Source organism: Streptococcus sp. 'caviae' (assembly GCF_001937065.1).
Classification (GTDB): domain Bacteria; phylum Bacillota; class Bacilli; order Lactobacillales; family Streptococcaceae; genus Streptococcus.
In genome coordinates this window covers 13674-26863 of record NZ_MOWR01000008.1, presented here as the reverse complement: position 1 = coordinate 26863, position 13190 = coordinate 13674, and the positions used below count along the sequence as shown (strand labels likewise).

Here is a 13190-nt window from a genome sequence, read left to right as displayed (position 1 = left end):
TCTTTTTTAGCTATATATCACGATGGCTGTCGCTGTCCAACTCAAAGAAAGGTTTAATATCTTGGACGTATTCCAAAACACCTTGGAAACTGCCTTGTTTATCACGAACCGCGGCATAGGTGACGTAGACAAATTTGCCCAGACGCTCAGACTGAAACCACATGTCTACCTTATCACGCTGACCGCTGCGCAAAAGCTCAAAAATTTTCTTGACCTTGTCCAATACTTTGGGCGGATGGCAGAGATCAACATTGCGTCCCACTTGGCTGGGCGTACGTTTAAAGACCATCTCTTCAGCCGGAACACTGTCGTTGTAATATTGAAAAATGTCATCCTTATTGACAAAGGTGATTTCCAGCGGCAGATGATTGAGAATCAGATTGGCCTCTTCAACGGATAAATAACCATTTCCAAAAGGCTGCTGTACTGTGCGGTCTGCCACTTCTTTCTTTTCTTTTGGCGTAAAGGTAATGGTGAACTGGCCGTCTGGCGTATCAATGACTTTTGTATTGGTCATTTCAGCCGAACTGCCTGCCGAGATAGGGTTAAGAGCGTCAGCCAGCTTGTCATCAGAAGCTGCTGCGCCAGCAGATGGCCCAAAAGTCTCACGATGAGGCACCCATTTCTCCAGAGGCTTGATGATAGCGTAGCCGTAGGCGTCGCTCTCGCTGGCTATCTGCAGCCAATCATCCTGGGTGAAGCTCTCCAGCAGAATCATTAGCAAAATAGCCTCTTCTTTGAAAATCATCTCTTCAAATTCCGCGGCAAAACGCTCAAATTTTTCAGCCAGCTCCTCAGCAGAACCCTCCGGCAGACGGTTAAGAGCCGACTGGGCCTCTTTGAACAAATCACGGATCGTATCATCCACTCCCCACATGACTTTGGGCGGCGCATCGTGCCCGTAGCGCTCCATAATAGGGAAAAAGAGCTTTTCCTTGCGAGCATAGTGATTATGAAACTGTCCCAGCAAAGCAAACTGATGCCTAAGCCCTTTTAGAATCTCCTGACGAAAGGCCGCATTTTCGGGCTTGGCATAATTGTCAATAATTCGGCGGATACGCATAAGAGCTGCGCGCAGGGCCAGATTTTCATCCTTGAAAACCTTGACCGGATGGCCTTCCTGCTCACTGTCAGGTAGGTCAACATCCGAAATAGCTCCCTTAAAAAGGTTAGCATGGACATTGCACAAACTCATAACATCTTCAAAGGTAATACCTGTATCCGAATTCATGAGCTCGTGCTCCATCATGGATATTTCAATGGCAGAAACCCCTTTGAAATGCTGATTAAACTGCTCCTGGACAGACTCGGCACTGGCACCGTGATGGAGATCCAGCAAAATGTTTTTTAAAATGTCAATTCTTTCATCAGCCATTATTTATCTCCAATCACTTCATAACCATTAAATTCAAGTGTTCGTTGAACTTTTTCAAGTGAAATATTAGCTAACTTTGCACCAGCTTTTAGAGACGTTACTTTCCCAACTGTGTTTAGCATGGCAGGTTTTGACAATGGCTTAAACCCCAAATCCACCAAAATCTCCTTCACTTCTGGGTGTTCCTTAATCGTCTCAGCGACTGGTTTTGATAAATCTATAATATTGTTCATAATAATTACCTCAATATTTGATAGCTTTATTATAACACATCAGAAAAGTGACAATGATTTTGAAACTATTAACAATTAACATTATTTTAGATAGAGAGAATAACCACGACTAGCTTGCTTGAAACCATAATTTTCATAAAAACGATGAGCTATTTGTCGTTCTAAAGTATCCCCACTATTTAGCGCTAAAGCGTGAATATTTTCAGATAGTGCACGATTTTTGACAGCATCTACCAAGGCTGTCGCAACACCCTTACGGCGATAGTTTTGTAATACTGCCAGAATAAGAATACGATAGTAGGCACCTTCATTTTCAAAAAATAACATTTTAGCATAACCAATCATCCCAATAATTTCATTGTCATCAACTGCGACTAAAAGATGGTAATCAGGATGAGAAAGAACTGTTTTTAATCGTCTAACCAATTCAGCTTCCTTGACAGGATAGCCAAGTTCAGCATAAAGAGGGGATAACTTTTCAATATCTAATAGTTGAGCAGGTCTAATAATCATTTTCAGTCCTCACACATTTTAGGAAAAGAAACAACACCACATTGAAAGGTCCTATTCTTCTTTTAACGCTTCAAATTTGGCACGCATGGTTGGGTTTTTGCGAGTCAGTTTTTTGACGGAGACATCATCCAGTTTATTGTTGGCCAGACGCAGTTGATTTTCACTGGTCGTCAAAGCAGCCTTAACAGCTTCCATACGCTTAATGGCCTTATCGATTTCGTCAATGGCTTTTTGGAAATTCTTACTGGCTGAGTTATAATTCTTGGCAAAGGCATTTTTGAAGGTTTCCAAGTCATCTTCAAAATGCGTAATATCAATATTTTGCTCACGTACCAAGGCCAGCTCTTGTTTATACTGCAAGCTGTTGAGCGCAGCATTGCGCAAAAGACCAATCAGCTGAATAAAGAACTGCGGCCGCACCACATACATTTTCTCATATTCATGGCTGACATCAACGATACCTGTATTATAGTAGTCATTTTCAGCTTCCAGCATGGTGACTAAAACAGCATATTCACAGTTTTTCTCCCGGCGGTCTTTATCAAGCTCCTTAAAGAAATCAGCATTTTTATGCTTGGTTTTCGTGGTGTCAGCTTCATTTTTCATCTCAAACATGATAGACAAAAATTCAACACCGTTTTCATCGGCTTCGCGAAAAATAAAGTCACCTTTAGAGCCGCGGCTGGAAAGCTCATTATCCTTACCAAAATAAGCATTAGGGAAGGCATAGCTGCGCACCTTATTGAACTCTGTTTCAGCATAAATTTCCAAACTCTCACCAATAGCCTTGGTGGATTGCTGCGCCTTGAAATTTTTGTAAAATTCAACTTGCTCATTAGCAGCCTTAAGCTGACTTTCATAGTCGCTGCGCACCGAAGAAAGCTGCAGCTCGCTTTCCTTCTCCTGCAGCGTCAGCTGATTTTTAACCTCATCACGCTCTTTCTCGACAGCCGTCACTGCCTGAGCAAGCTCTGCCTCTTTTTCCAGAGCAGCCTTATCCAGCTGATTCTGCAGATCGGTCACTTCTTTTTCCTTTTCAGACAGAGCCTTGGCCATCTCAAGTGCATTGACAGAAGACAGCTTGTCAATCTCTGCTTTTAATTCAGCAATCTCAGCATCTTTCTTGCCCAACTCCTGCTGCAGATTATTTTTAGATTTTTCTTCTAAAAGCTGACTTTCACGCGCCAAACGTTCCTGCAGCTCCTTATCAAATTCACTGCTGCGCACCTGCGCCAAAAGCAGACTGTATTCCGTTTCATTAATGGTAAAACTAGTTCCGCAATGAGGACATTTAATAGTATTCATGAGTATACCCCTATAAAATTTCTAGCTATATTATAACAAAAAATAAAAAAAAGCCCCAGCATGGGAACAGCCGGCACCGAAAATAGTAATATTTCCTTCATATAAACATCCCCCGTCTGTCAGGCGGGGGATAGGTTTTATTTCAATTTATTGAGGTAGTATTTAAGGGAACTTTCATCAAGACCCCCTGCAATCTTTTGTGAAAGACTGCCATCACTGTTGATAAAAATATGGGTTGGAATAGAGCGGATGCTGTAAGCCTGTGCAAAATTATCTTTATAGTCGTAAAGAATCGGATAAGTAATCTTTTGTTCCTTGGCTTTTGCTAAGATGGTACTTCTCTCTTTGTCAATAGGATTATTGTTTTGATATTTCAGATCGCTGGGTGATGCGACGGATATAAAGACAAAATTTTTCTTGCCCTTATAAGCCTTATAAACTTTTTTCAGACCAGGAATTTCCCGCATGCACGGCTTGCACCAAGTGGCCCAGACATTGATATAAACTTTTTTCCCTTTATAGTCAGACAGACTGATCGTTTTGCCCTTTTTATTTTTTAATTTGAATGCAGGCGCTGGATTTTTAGCCGTTTGAACGACTTTAGGGGATGACTTGCCCTGAGCAGAAGATGTCGTCTGATTTGCTAATCCAATACCTAATAAGGTGACAGTGAGGGCTAGCGGGAGCATAAACTTTTTCATAACCTTCTCCTTTTAATTCAATAAATGTGCTATTTTAGCAAACGAACCTGTCAAAATAGAAATTCCAATAATAATGAGAAGAATTCCTGAAACAAGCTTGCTATATTTTAAAAATCGCTGCTGTTTTTTAAAGATAGTCATGACTTTCTGTGAAAAGACAGCAATCAAAACGAAAGGAATAATAAATCCTAAACAATAAACTGAAATCAGTAAAATGCTGTAAATCCCTTGATGAGTGCTGGCATACAAGAAAACACTGGCTAAAATCGGACCAATACAAGGCGTCCATGAAAAGCTAAAGGTAAAACCCATTAAGAATGCGATAATTGGTGTTACTTTCCGGCCTGCCTGATAGACTTGGTTTTTAGCTGAAAATTCTCTCGTCAAAAAACGAAATTTAATAAGTCCTATCTGGATCAACCCCATCATTAGGATTAAAATACCGCCCAAATTCTGAAGAAAGTCAATATGGCTCTGGAGAAACTGACTGATGAGACTGCTGGCAAAGGCTAAAATGAAAAAGGTCGCTGCTATGCCTGAAGTAAATAAGAGTGTATTGCTAAAAACTTTTCGCCTGTCCCAAATCAGTTCGCCTGTCTGTCCTTTTTCTCCCTGACCGGCCAAAAGACCAATATAAACCGGTAAAATAGGCAAGACACAGGGGGAGAAAAAGGATAGCAGCCCCTCGATAAAGAGCGTTAAAATAGTAATATGTTGAAGATTCATCTCATTCCTTTGTCAGCCATTTTAAATCTTTTTATTTATTATATCAAAAAAGGATTTTCCAATTTTAAGAGTATTTTAAGGAATCATTACAGTTTCAAAGCAGGAGCAAATCAAGCGTTAGATCTGAATTTCACAAAAGTCTCTGTTATCTTATCTGCCACTTGTCCATGATAATCTTTTTCCAGTTTTACTTGCGTATCTGCAAAAGGAGCCAAGGCTGCAAAATCGCCCACCTGTACACTGTAAGCTGCTGCCTGAAACATGGCAATGTCATTTTTATCATTGCCAAAGGCAACAAAATCGTGGTCAAACAGTTCCTGAATCGTTGAAGATTTGGTGACTTCTCTGGGATTGAGATAAAGACAGGCTTCATCCTCATGAAAAGAAATATCCAGCTGATTCAGTTTAGCTAAGGAATGGCTTATCTTGACCGCTTTATCCGGCTGACTGCCAAAGAAAATAACCATCTTGATCGGGTGTTTTAATTCTTGCGGGTCTACTCTTTTAGCCAGATTCAATGGATCCACGCTCTTAATAAAGGGCATGAATTTTCCTAAATGATGAGCATAGTTAAAGTCATCATCAACAAAATAGGGAAGCTGGTGCTGATGACAGTAATCAAGCGCTAAATCAAAGGCTTGACGGCTCATCGGCTTTTCCAAAATCAACTCGCCTTCCTTATAAGCAAGGCCGCCATTTAAACCAATAACAACCTTTTGACTCAGTTCATGGCCCAAAACGTCTATACAGTCACGGTAAGAACGGGCGGAAGCAAAAGCAATTTGGTGCCCGTAAGTTTCGGCATTTCTTAACACTGTCTTGATCCGATCATCTATGCGAAAACGATCAAAGCAAATCGTCCCATCTATATCAAATACAAACTGCATTAGCTTCTCCCTTTGTCTTTGTGTAAATATTTTTTCAGCTTTAATAAAAAAGACTGAGAACTATTGAACTTGTCCCCCACAAAATCCGTTTTATGCCTAATTCAGGGGGCAATACAAATCGTTCTCAATCCTATATCTTATTAATCAGCTATTGTCTAGCGCTGAGCGTAAATCTTCAATCAAATCATCAACATTCTCCAGTCCGATGGAGACACGGATCTGATTGGGTTCAATGCCGCAGGCAAGGAGATCCTCAGGACTCATCTGACCGTGGGTTGTTGTCGCCGGATGCACGACGAGAGACTTGGCATCTGCTACGTTGGCAAGGTCTGAAAAGATTTCCAAGCTGTCGATAACCTTGCGGGCAGCCTCTGCTCCTCCGGCTACATTGAAAGTAAAGATAGAGCTGGCTCCCTTAGGCAGGTATTTTTGTGCCAGTTCATAATAAGGACTCGATGGCAGACTGGCGTAGTTGACCTTGGTTACTTTGGGGTGATTTTCCAGATATTCTGCGATCTTTTTAGCATTTTCTACATGGCGCTCCACCCGCAGAGACAGCGTCTCCAATCCCTGTGTTAAAAGAAAGGCATTAAAAGGCGAGAGGCAGGCACCAGTATCGCGCAGCAACTGTGTCCGTACAGCGGTAATAAAGGCTGCTGCTCCAATATCACGGGTGTAGCTGAGATTGTGATAAGAAGGATCTTCATCTACAAACTGCGGGAACTTACCGGATTTTTCCCAGTCAAATTGACCCGAATCAACAATGACACCGCCAATAGACGTACCGTGACCGCCGATAAATTTGGTCGCCGAATGCACAGCAATATCAACGCCGTAAGAAAAGACATTGATCAGATAAGGGGTGCCAAAGGTATTGTCAACAACCAAAGGAATAGCATGGCGGTGGGCAATTTCAGCCAACTTTTCAAGGTCGGCAACATTCCCAAGGGGATTGCCCAAGGTTTCAGCAATGATGAATTTAGTATTGTCTTTGATAGCTGCTTCAATGGCTTCAAAATCGGCTACATCTACAAAGCTGGTTGTAATCCCATAGCGCGGCAGGGTTTCTTTGAGCAGGTTAAAGGTTCCGCCATAAACAGTTGTTGCTGACACAATATGATCTCCTGCATGGGCCAGTGCTAAAGCAGTATAAGTTATGGCTGCCATACCTGAAGCTGTTGCCAGCGCCCCAACACCGCCTTCAAGAGCAGCCATCCGCTCTTCAAAAACGGCAGTCGTTGGATTGGTAATCCGGGTATAAATATTGCCTTCTGTACGCAGAGCAAAAGAATCCTCAGCGTCCTGCGAATCGTTAAAGACATAAGATGTGGTTTGATAAATGGGCAGAGCCCGAGATTTAGTCGTTGGATCAACAGTCTGACCTGCATGCAGCTGCAAGGTTTCAAATGAATAGTCTTTCGTCATAATCTTTCCTCCAAAAACATAACTAGAGTTATTGTACACCTAAAATCCCTTACTGGCTAATAGTTATCTGACTAAAAGGGGTATAGCCGAAAGCTATATCTAATGCACTTATTCCTGCAGCATAGAAATACCCTCCCCCTGTCAAGCAGCTACTCAAAGACAATCACACATAGACGTCTTTGAACAGCCAACTACAGAAGCTGGGAAAGAAAGTGAAACAGACCCCGGCTAAAATGCAGGCTGCCGTAAAGCGGCAAGGAACTTTTTTTGACCTTCAAAGTGTCTTATTTCTTTTCGATAGGTGCAACGCTGGCCAGAACCTTTTTGAGGCCAACATCCGGAAACTTAATTTTAAGTTCTTGGGTCTTGCCGCTGCCGGTCACTTCAAGAACTGTACCGTCCCCCCATTTGCGGTGGCAGGCAATATCGCCAATCTTCCAATCAATAGCGGGTGTATCATCGGCCTGTGCGGCAGCATTTGCCAGAGGCAGCTTGGTCTTTGTTGGCTGCGCCGCAGTTTTTCGAGCCTGCAGAGCCTGAGCCAGACTCATACCTTGGCCAAATTTGACAGGCCTGTCATCAGCATAACTGGCTTTAAAGGAGCTTGCTGCAGGGCGTGCCAAACCTTGATAAGTCAATAAATCTTCTGAAATTTCCTTAATAAAACGGCTTTCACGGTTGTAATCAGTCCGGCCAAAAAGAGTACGAGCATTGGCATTGGTGATGAATAAGAGCTCTTCTGCCCGGGTAATCCCAACATAGGCCAGACGGCGCTCTTCTTCTAGTTCATCTGCTTCTTCAATGGAGCGCGACAGAGGAAAGACGCCTTCTTCAAGGCCGATAATAAAGACAACTGGAAATTCCAAGCCCTTGGCTGCATGCAGGGTCATCAAAGTTACCTCTGCTGCTTCAGCATCGCCTTCATCAGTATCAGCAATCAGGGCCAAATCGTTGAGGAAGCGGCTGAGTTTATCAAGACCTCTTTCATCTTCGGGAGCCTCTTCGCTATTTTCATCAAAGTTCTTCGTAACAGATAGGAATTCCTCAATATTTTCAATGCGCGCCTGACTCTCCAGCGTATTTTGCAGCTGCAGAGCTTCCATATAGCCGGTCTTTTCCAAGATATTTTCAACCAGTTCGCTGATGCTGTACTGATCCAAGTCAGCCCGCAGGCCAAGCAGCGTATTAGCCAGATCCCAGACGGCCTGAGCTGCTTTCCCTTTGATGGTTGAGAGCATAATTTGCTCAGACGCTTCCAGCAGACTCATATTTTGAGCAGCAGCAAAGGATCGGATTTTTTCCAAAGTACCAGGTCCGACGCCGCGCTTAGGTTCATTGACAATACGTTCAAAAGAGATATTATCAGCCGTGTTAGCAATGACATTAAGATAAGCAATGACATCGCGAATTTCCTTGCGGCTGTAGAACTTAGTGCCCCCAACCATGGTATATGGAATATTAGATTTGAGCAGAGCTTCTTCAATGGTACGGGACTGGGCATTGGTACGGTAAAGGACGGCAAAATCTTTGAAGCTCTTACCCCTTTCACGAACAATATTATCAATAGTTGAAGCGACAAAAACAGCCTCGTCACGTTCATCATCAGCCCGGTAATAGACAATTTTCTCACCATCAGCATTCTGCGTCCAGAGCTTTTTAGGACGGCGGTTGCGATTGTTTTTGATCACTTCGTTTGCAGCCTGCAGAATTTTTTTCGTTGAGCGGTAATTTTCTTCAAGAAGAACGACTTTAGCCTGAGGATAATCCTTCTCAAAATCAAGGATATTTTGCATATCAGCACCGCGCCAGCCATAGATAGACTGATCCGCATCACCGACCACGCAGATACTTTTAAAGCGTGACGCTAAGAGCTTGACCAGCTGATACTGAGCATGGTTGGTATCCTGATACTCATCCACATGAATGTACTGGTAGCGCTGCTGATAGTAGGCCAATACATCAGGATTTTTATCGAAGAGCCGCAGGGTCAGCATGATTAAATCATCAAAATCCATGGCTTCACTGCGGCGCAGCTCTTCCTGATAAGCTTTATAACACTTGGCCACAATTTGGGTGTACATATCGCCTGCTTGATTTTCATAAGCCACTTCATCAATCAGATCGTTCTTAGCATTGGAAATGGTTCCTAAAATTGCCCGCTCATTCCATTTTTTAGAATCCAGATTAAGATTCTTAATAATACGTTTCATGAGGGTGCGCTGCTCGCCTGGATCTACAATGGTGAAATTGCGGTTATAGCCGATATGATCTGCATCACGGCGCAAAATCCGCACACACATGGAGTGGAAGGTCGCAATCAAAGTGTCGCTGGTCGCCGGATTCAGCAGCATCGCCCGTTCTCTCATCTCACGCGCTGCTTTATTGGTAAAGGTAATAGCTAAAATATTCCAAGGATTAACAAATTTCTCATCAATCAAGTAGGCAATCCGGTGGGTCAAGACACGGGTCTTACCAGAACCGGCTCCTGCCATAATCAGCAGCGGTCCTTCTGTTGTTTTAACGGCCTCTGCCTGCTTATCATTCATTCCATCTAATAAAGGATTCATCACATTTAACCAAGAGTCAGTTTTTGAGCTTTCCCGCAGACACAGTACCCTGCAAGGTCATACGCCTTTTTTCACAAGCAGCAAGTTCTGACTTTTGTTGTCCATTCCTTTCTTTACTATAATTATGCCTGTCTATTGTACCATTTTTAAAGCTAAAAAGAAAAAGAGAGTTGCCCCTCTTTCTAAAAATTAAAGACATCATTTAGGTTTTCAGCCATTGTCGGATGAGTGAAAATTTGATTTTTAAGGTAGGTATATGGAATCTTATTGTCCATGGCCATCTTGATCAGATTAATATTTTCCTGAGAAGCTTGGCCAAAAAGAGTCGCTCCGAGAATTTCCTTAGTTTCTGAATGAACAACCACCTTATAGAGACCGCGCAGGTCATTGTTGACATGGGCGCGCGGCATATTGGCAACTGGCAGCTCCTTGCTCTGATAAGGCAGGCCTGCAGCCTGAGCTTCTTTTTCAGTCAAACCAACCTGAGACAAAGGCGGCTCAATAAAGATGGTGTTGGGAACATTGCGGCGCTCTTTTAAGCTGTAATGACCCTTGCCGGTCAGTTTGCCAAAAACAATCCGAAAATCATCCAGCGAGGTGTAGGTAAATTGAAGGCCCCCGTGAACATCGCCTACGGCATAAACATTTTCGACGCTCGTCTCACAGAAATCATCCACCTGCACAGCTCCGCGCTCAGTTAATTGGATGTCAGTATTTTCAAGTCCTAAATCTTCTATATTAGGTTTTCGTCCTGTCGCATAAAGGAGGGCATCAAATTCATAAGTTTCGCCATTTGCCTTAACAAGCACCGCATCACCTTGGTTGCTCACTTTTTTCACTTGAGCGGCTAAAACAAAACGGACCCCGTCTTCTTCCAAATAGGATTTCGCCAGCTGTGCCACTGCTTCATCAGCACGTCCCAGAATCATCGATGAATTTTCAAAGACAGTCACCTGACTGCCTAAATTGGCATAGAGACTGGCAAATTCTAAACCAATATTGCCGCCGCCAATAATTCCCAGGCGCTGAGGCCGGCTCTCTAACTGCTGAATGCCTGTGCTGTCATAGACATTGCGGCTTTGGGCCAAACCTTCAATAGGCAGCCGGTTGGAAACGGCTCCTGTATTGATGACAATGACGTCAGCGCTCAGCTGCTCACGATCATCACCGGCCGAGAGTTCCACCACCTTATTTGAAAGAAATTTAGCCTTGGCTGTATAGAGATCTACTCCCGAACCTGTCAGCGCAGCTTGATTTTTTTGGCGCAGGCGTGCTGTAACTGTATCTTTCAGCGCCATGGCCTGAGCGAAAGATAGGTTTTCCTCGGCCGCATGAATCAAGGTCTTTGTCGGAATGCAGGCAACATTGATACAGGTTCCGCCATACATCTGCGCATCCTTTTCTACCAGAGCAACCTTTTTGCCCAAGCTGCTCATCTTAGCGGCCAGGGTTTTTCCAGCCTTGCCAAAACCAATAACCAATAAATCATATGTTTTCATCTTTTTCTCCCTCTTTATCCGATAATGCCATTCTACCAGCTTGCAGAGCCTTTGTCAGAAATCCGCTACGGAATCAAACATTAAACAACAAGCTGGTAAAAATAAATCAGTATTTTTACTAATCGTTCGGTTTTTAACCAGAAAGGCCGGAAGACTGCCTTGACATCATTCGACTTTTGTTATATTATATTTTTACTATATAAAAACCGATTGACGTTTTCAGGAGAGAAAAGATGCTCAGCGTCTTTCACCGAAGGAGTGATACTTTCAGGTGTCTTATGACAGGACTGATAAACTGACGGACTTCTGGAGAGACCTTTTTAGGCGCCGAAGGGGCAAGGCAGATGCTCAATCTCTCAGGCAAAAGGACAGAAGATAGGCAGATTTTTAGTGTTTTTCTAATGCTGCTTATCACCCGCTCACGGAAGTTGTCGTCAGGCAGCTTCTTTTTTCTGTGAAAAACGCAATCGCCAAAGGAGATATTTTTTCATGTTGGACTTTTTTACAGCTCTGGACAATATCGTTTGGGGCGCACCCCTACTGATTCTCTTGGTAGGTACTGGTATCTATCTTAGTGTACGTCTGAGACTTTTGCAGATTTTAAAACTTCCCAAAGCCTTTAAACTCATCTTTACCGATGACAAGGGAGAAGGAGACATCTCCAGTTTTGCGGCACTGGCAACAGCTCTTGCGGCAACTGTCGGTACCGGAAATATCGTTGGGGTGGCTACAGCTATCAAGGCTGGCGGACCTGGCGCTCTTTTTTGGATGTGGGTCGCAGCTTTCTTCGGTATGGCAACCAAGTATTCAGAAGGTCTACTTGCTATCAAATACCGCTCAAAAGATGCTAACGGTGAAATCTCAGGCGGTCCTATGTACTATATCACTAATGGAATGGGCAAACAATGGAAGCCTTTAGCTGTTTTCTTTGCGGTCGCCGGCATCCTTGTTGCCTTCTTAGGAATCGGGACTTTTTCTCAAGTAAACTCTATTACGTCATCGCTCGAAAATAGTTTTCATTTCTCACCAAAAATTGTCAGTATTATCATCGCTCTTATCGTTGCTGTTATTATCTTCGGCGGTATTCAGTCTATTTCCAAAGTTTCTGAAAAAATTGTTCCTTTCATGGCCATTATCTACATCATTGCAACCTTGACCGTTATTTTTGTCAATGCCGATCAGATTATTCCGGCCTTTAAGGCAGTTTTCACCGGAGCCTTTACCGGCACTGCCGCTGTCGGCGGTTTTGCAGGAGCTGTTGTTAAAGAAGCCATCCAAAAAGGGATTGCCCGCGGTGTTTTCTCTAACGAATCAGGTCTCGGATCAGCACCGATTGCCGCTGCCGCTGCTAAGACTGAGCAGCCTGTCGAACAGGGCCTCATCTCAATGACAGGAACTTTTATTGATACCTTGATTATCTGTACTTTAACAGGAATTTCTATCCTAGTCACTGGCAAGTGGACGGTTGCAGGTTTGGAGGGAGCTCCCCTGACTCAGGCGGCGTTTTCATCTGTCTTTGGCACACCGGGAGCTACTGCTTTGACGCTTTGCTTGGTTCTCTTTGCCTTTACAACTATTCTTGGCTGGTCTTATTATGGTGAGCGCTGTTTCGAATTTCTCTTTGGAACAAAATACATTGCTGTCTATCGAACTATTTTTGTTGTCATGGTTAGTCTGGGCGGTTTTCTCAAACTAGAACTTATCTGGATTATCGCAGACATTGTCAACGGACTTATGGCCCTGCCAAATTTGATTGCCCTGCTGATGCTCTCACCAATTATTATTAAAGAGACAAAGACCTACTTCAACAGTAAACATTAAAGTGCAAAAACCATTTTTTAATGGTTTCAGGTTGTAGACAAACTCTATAGTTAGCATTTCACAAGCACACACATCTTAGGATAATATCAACTCACAATCTATAAGAAAAATAGGCGAATTGAACGAGCCTGGCCCAGA

Annotated in this window: 11 protein-coding genes and 2 riboswitches; of the genes, 1 reads left to right on the top strand and 10 read right to left on the bottom strand. The window is 43.2% G+C overall.

What is annotated here, in order from left to right; genetic code table 11:
* Window positions 1-10: 10 nt before the first annotated feature.
* The 10 genes from BMI76_RS08170 to BMI76_RS08120 form a co-directional block, all read right to left on the bottom strand.
* On the bottom strand, window positions 11-1375 hold the full coding sequence (locus BMI76_RS08170) for a DUF438 domain-containing protein (protein WP_075347088.1): 1365 nt from the start codon (window positions 1373-1375) through the stop codon (window positions 11-13).
* Complete coding sequence (locus BMI76_RS08165) at window positions 1375-1608, bottom strand: DUF1858 domain-containing protein (RefSeq protein ID WP_075347087.1); 234 nt, start codon at window positions 1606-1608, stop codon at window positions 1375-1377. Before BMI76_RS08165 ends, BMI76_RS08170 begins: the two co-directional genes overlap by 1 nt.
* Window positions 1609-1689: 81 nt before the next feature.
* A complete protein-coding gene (locus BMI76_RS08160) occupies window positions 1690-2121 on the bottom strand; it encodes a GNAT family N-acetyltransferase (RefSeq protein WP_027975991.1) in 432 nt (143 codons plus the stop codon).
* 51 nt (window positions 2122-2172) lie between these two features.
* Window positions 2173-3426 (bottom strand): DUF2130 domain-containing protein, encoded by a 1254-nt coding sequence (locus BMI76_RS08155; protein WP_075347086.1) that lies wholly within the window; start codon window positions 3424-3426, stop codon window positions 2173-2175.
* 137 nt (window positions 3427-3563) lie between these two features.
* Window positions 3564-4127, bottom strand: a complete 564-nt coding sequence (locus tag BMI76_RS08150; protein WP_075347085.1) for a TlpA family protein disulfide reductase — start codon at window positions 4125-4127, stop codon at window positions 3564-3566.
* A 12-nt stretch (window positions 4128-4139) separates the two neighbouring features.
* Entirely contained in the window at window positions 4140-4853 is a 714-nt protein-coding gene (locus BMI76_RS08145; RefSeq protein ID WP_075347084.1) for a cytochrome c biogenesis CcdA family protein, read from the bottom strand.
* Window positions 4854-4963: 110 nt separating this feature from the next.
* The gene (locus tag BMI76_RS08140) at window positions 4964-5740 is read right to left on the bottom strand and encodes an HAD-IIB family hydrolase (RefSeq protein ID WP_075347083.1); all 777 of its coding nucleotides are present in this window, start codon (window positions 5738-5740) and stop codon (window positions 4964-4966) included.
* Between the two features lie 144 nt (window positions 5741-5884).
* Window positions 5885-7165 (bottom strand): O-acetylhomoserine aminocarboxypropyltransferase/cysteine synthase family protein, encoded by a 1281-nt coding sequence (locus BMI76_RS08135; protein ID WP_075347082.1) that lies wholly within the window; start codon window positions 7163-7165, stop codon window positions 5885-5887.
* A gap of 284 nt (window positions 7166-7449) precedes the next feature.
* Window positions 7450-9732 carry a DNA helicase PcrA gene (gene pcrA / locus BMI76_RS08130; protein ID WP_075347081.1) on the bottom strand — a complete coding sequence of 761 codons (2283 nt, stop codon included), beginning with the start codon at window positions 9730-9732 and terminating at the stop codon, window positions 7450-7452.
* A 182-nt stretch (window positions 9733-9914) separates the two neighbouring features.
* On the bottom strand, window positions 9915-11231 hold the full coding sequence (locus BMI76_RS08120) for an FAD-containing oxidoreductase (protein WP_075347079.1): 1317 nt from the start codon (window positions 11229-11231) through the stop codon (window positions 9915-9917).
* Window positions 11232-11441: 210 nt separating this feature from the next.
* Window positions 11442-11527: riboswitch (glycine riboswitch) on the top strand.
* Window positions 11528-11613, top strand: a riboswitch (glycine riboswitch). It abuts the riboswitch before it with no gap.
* A gap of 107 nt (window positions 11614-11720) precedes the next feature.
* Between BMI76_RS08120 and BMI76_RS08115 the strand changes: the two genes are divergently transcribed.
* Window positions 11721-13052: a sodium:alanine symporter family protein gene (locus BMI76_RS08115; RefSeq protein ID WP_075347078.1), complete on the top strand. Its 1332-nt coding sequence runs from the start codon at window positions 11721-11723 to the stop codon at window positions 13050-13052.
* Window positions 13053-13190 lie beyond the last annotated feature (138 nt).

Bases quoted from the DNA above. Each gene is read 5' to 3' on its own strand.
- BMI76_RS08170 (WP_075347088.1), bottom strand. From the start codon at position 1,375: ATGGCTGATGAAAGAATTGACATTTTAAAAAACATTTTGCTGGATCTC.
- BMI76_RS08165 (WP_075347087.1), bottom strand. From the start codon at position 1,608: ATGAACAATATTATAGATTTATCAAAACCAGTCGCTGAGACGATTAAG.
- BMI76_RS08160 (WP_027975991.1), bottom strand. From the start codon at position 2,121: ATGATTATTAGACCTGCTCAACTATTAGATATTGAAAAGTTATCCCCT.
- BMI76_RS08155 (WP_075347086.1), bottom strand. From the start codon at position 3,426: ATGAATACTATTAAATGTCCTCATTGCGGAACTAGTTTTACCATTAAT.
- BMI76_RS08150 (WP_075347085.1), bottom strand. From the start codon at position 4,127: ATGAAAAAGTTTATGCTCCCGCTAGCCCTCACTGTCACCTTATTAGGT.
- BMI76_RS08145 (WP_075347084.1), bottom strand. From the start codon at position 4,853: ATGAATCTTCAACATATTACTATTTTAACGCTCTTTATCGAGGGGCTG.
- BMI76_RS08140 (WP_075347083.1), bottom strand. From the start codon at position 5,740: ATGCAGTTTGTATTTGATATAGATGGGACGATTTGCTTTGATCGTTTT.
- BMI76_RS08135 (WP_075347082.1), bottom strand. From the start codon at position 7,165: ATGACGAAAGACTATTCATTTGAAACCTTGCAGCTGCATGCAGGTCAG.
- pcrA (WP_075347081.1), bottom strand. From the start codon at position 9,732: ATGAATCCTTTATTAGATGGAATGAATGATAAGCAGGCAGAGGCCGTT.
- BMI76_RS08120 (WP_075347079.1), bottom strand. From the start codon at position 11,231: ATGAAAACATATGATTTATTGGTTATTGGTTTTGGCAAGGCTGGAAAA.
- BMI76_RS08115 (WP_075347078.1), top strand. From the start codon at position 11,721: ATGTTGGACTTTTTTACAGCTCTGGACAATATCGTTTGGGGCGCACCC.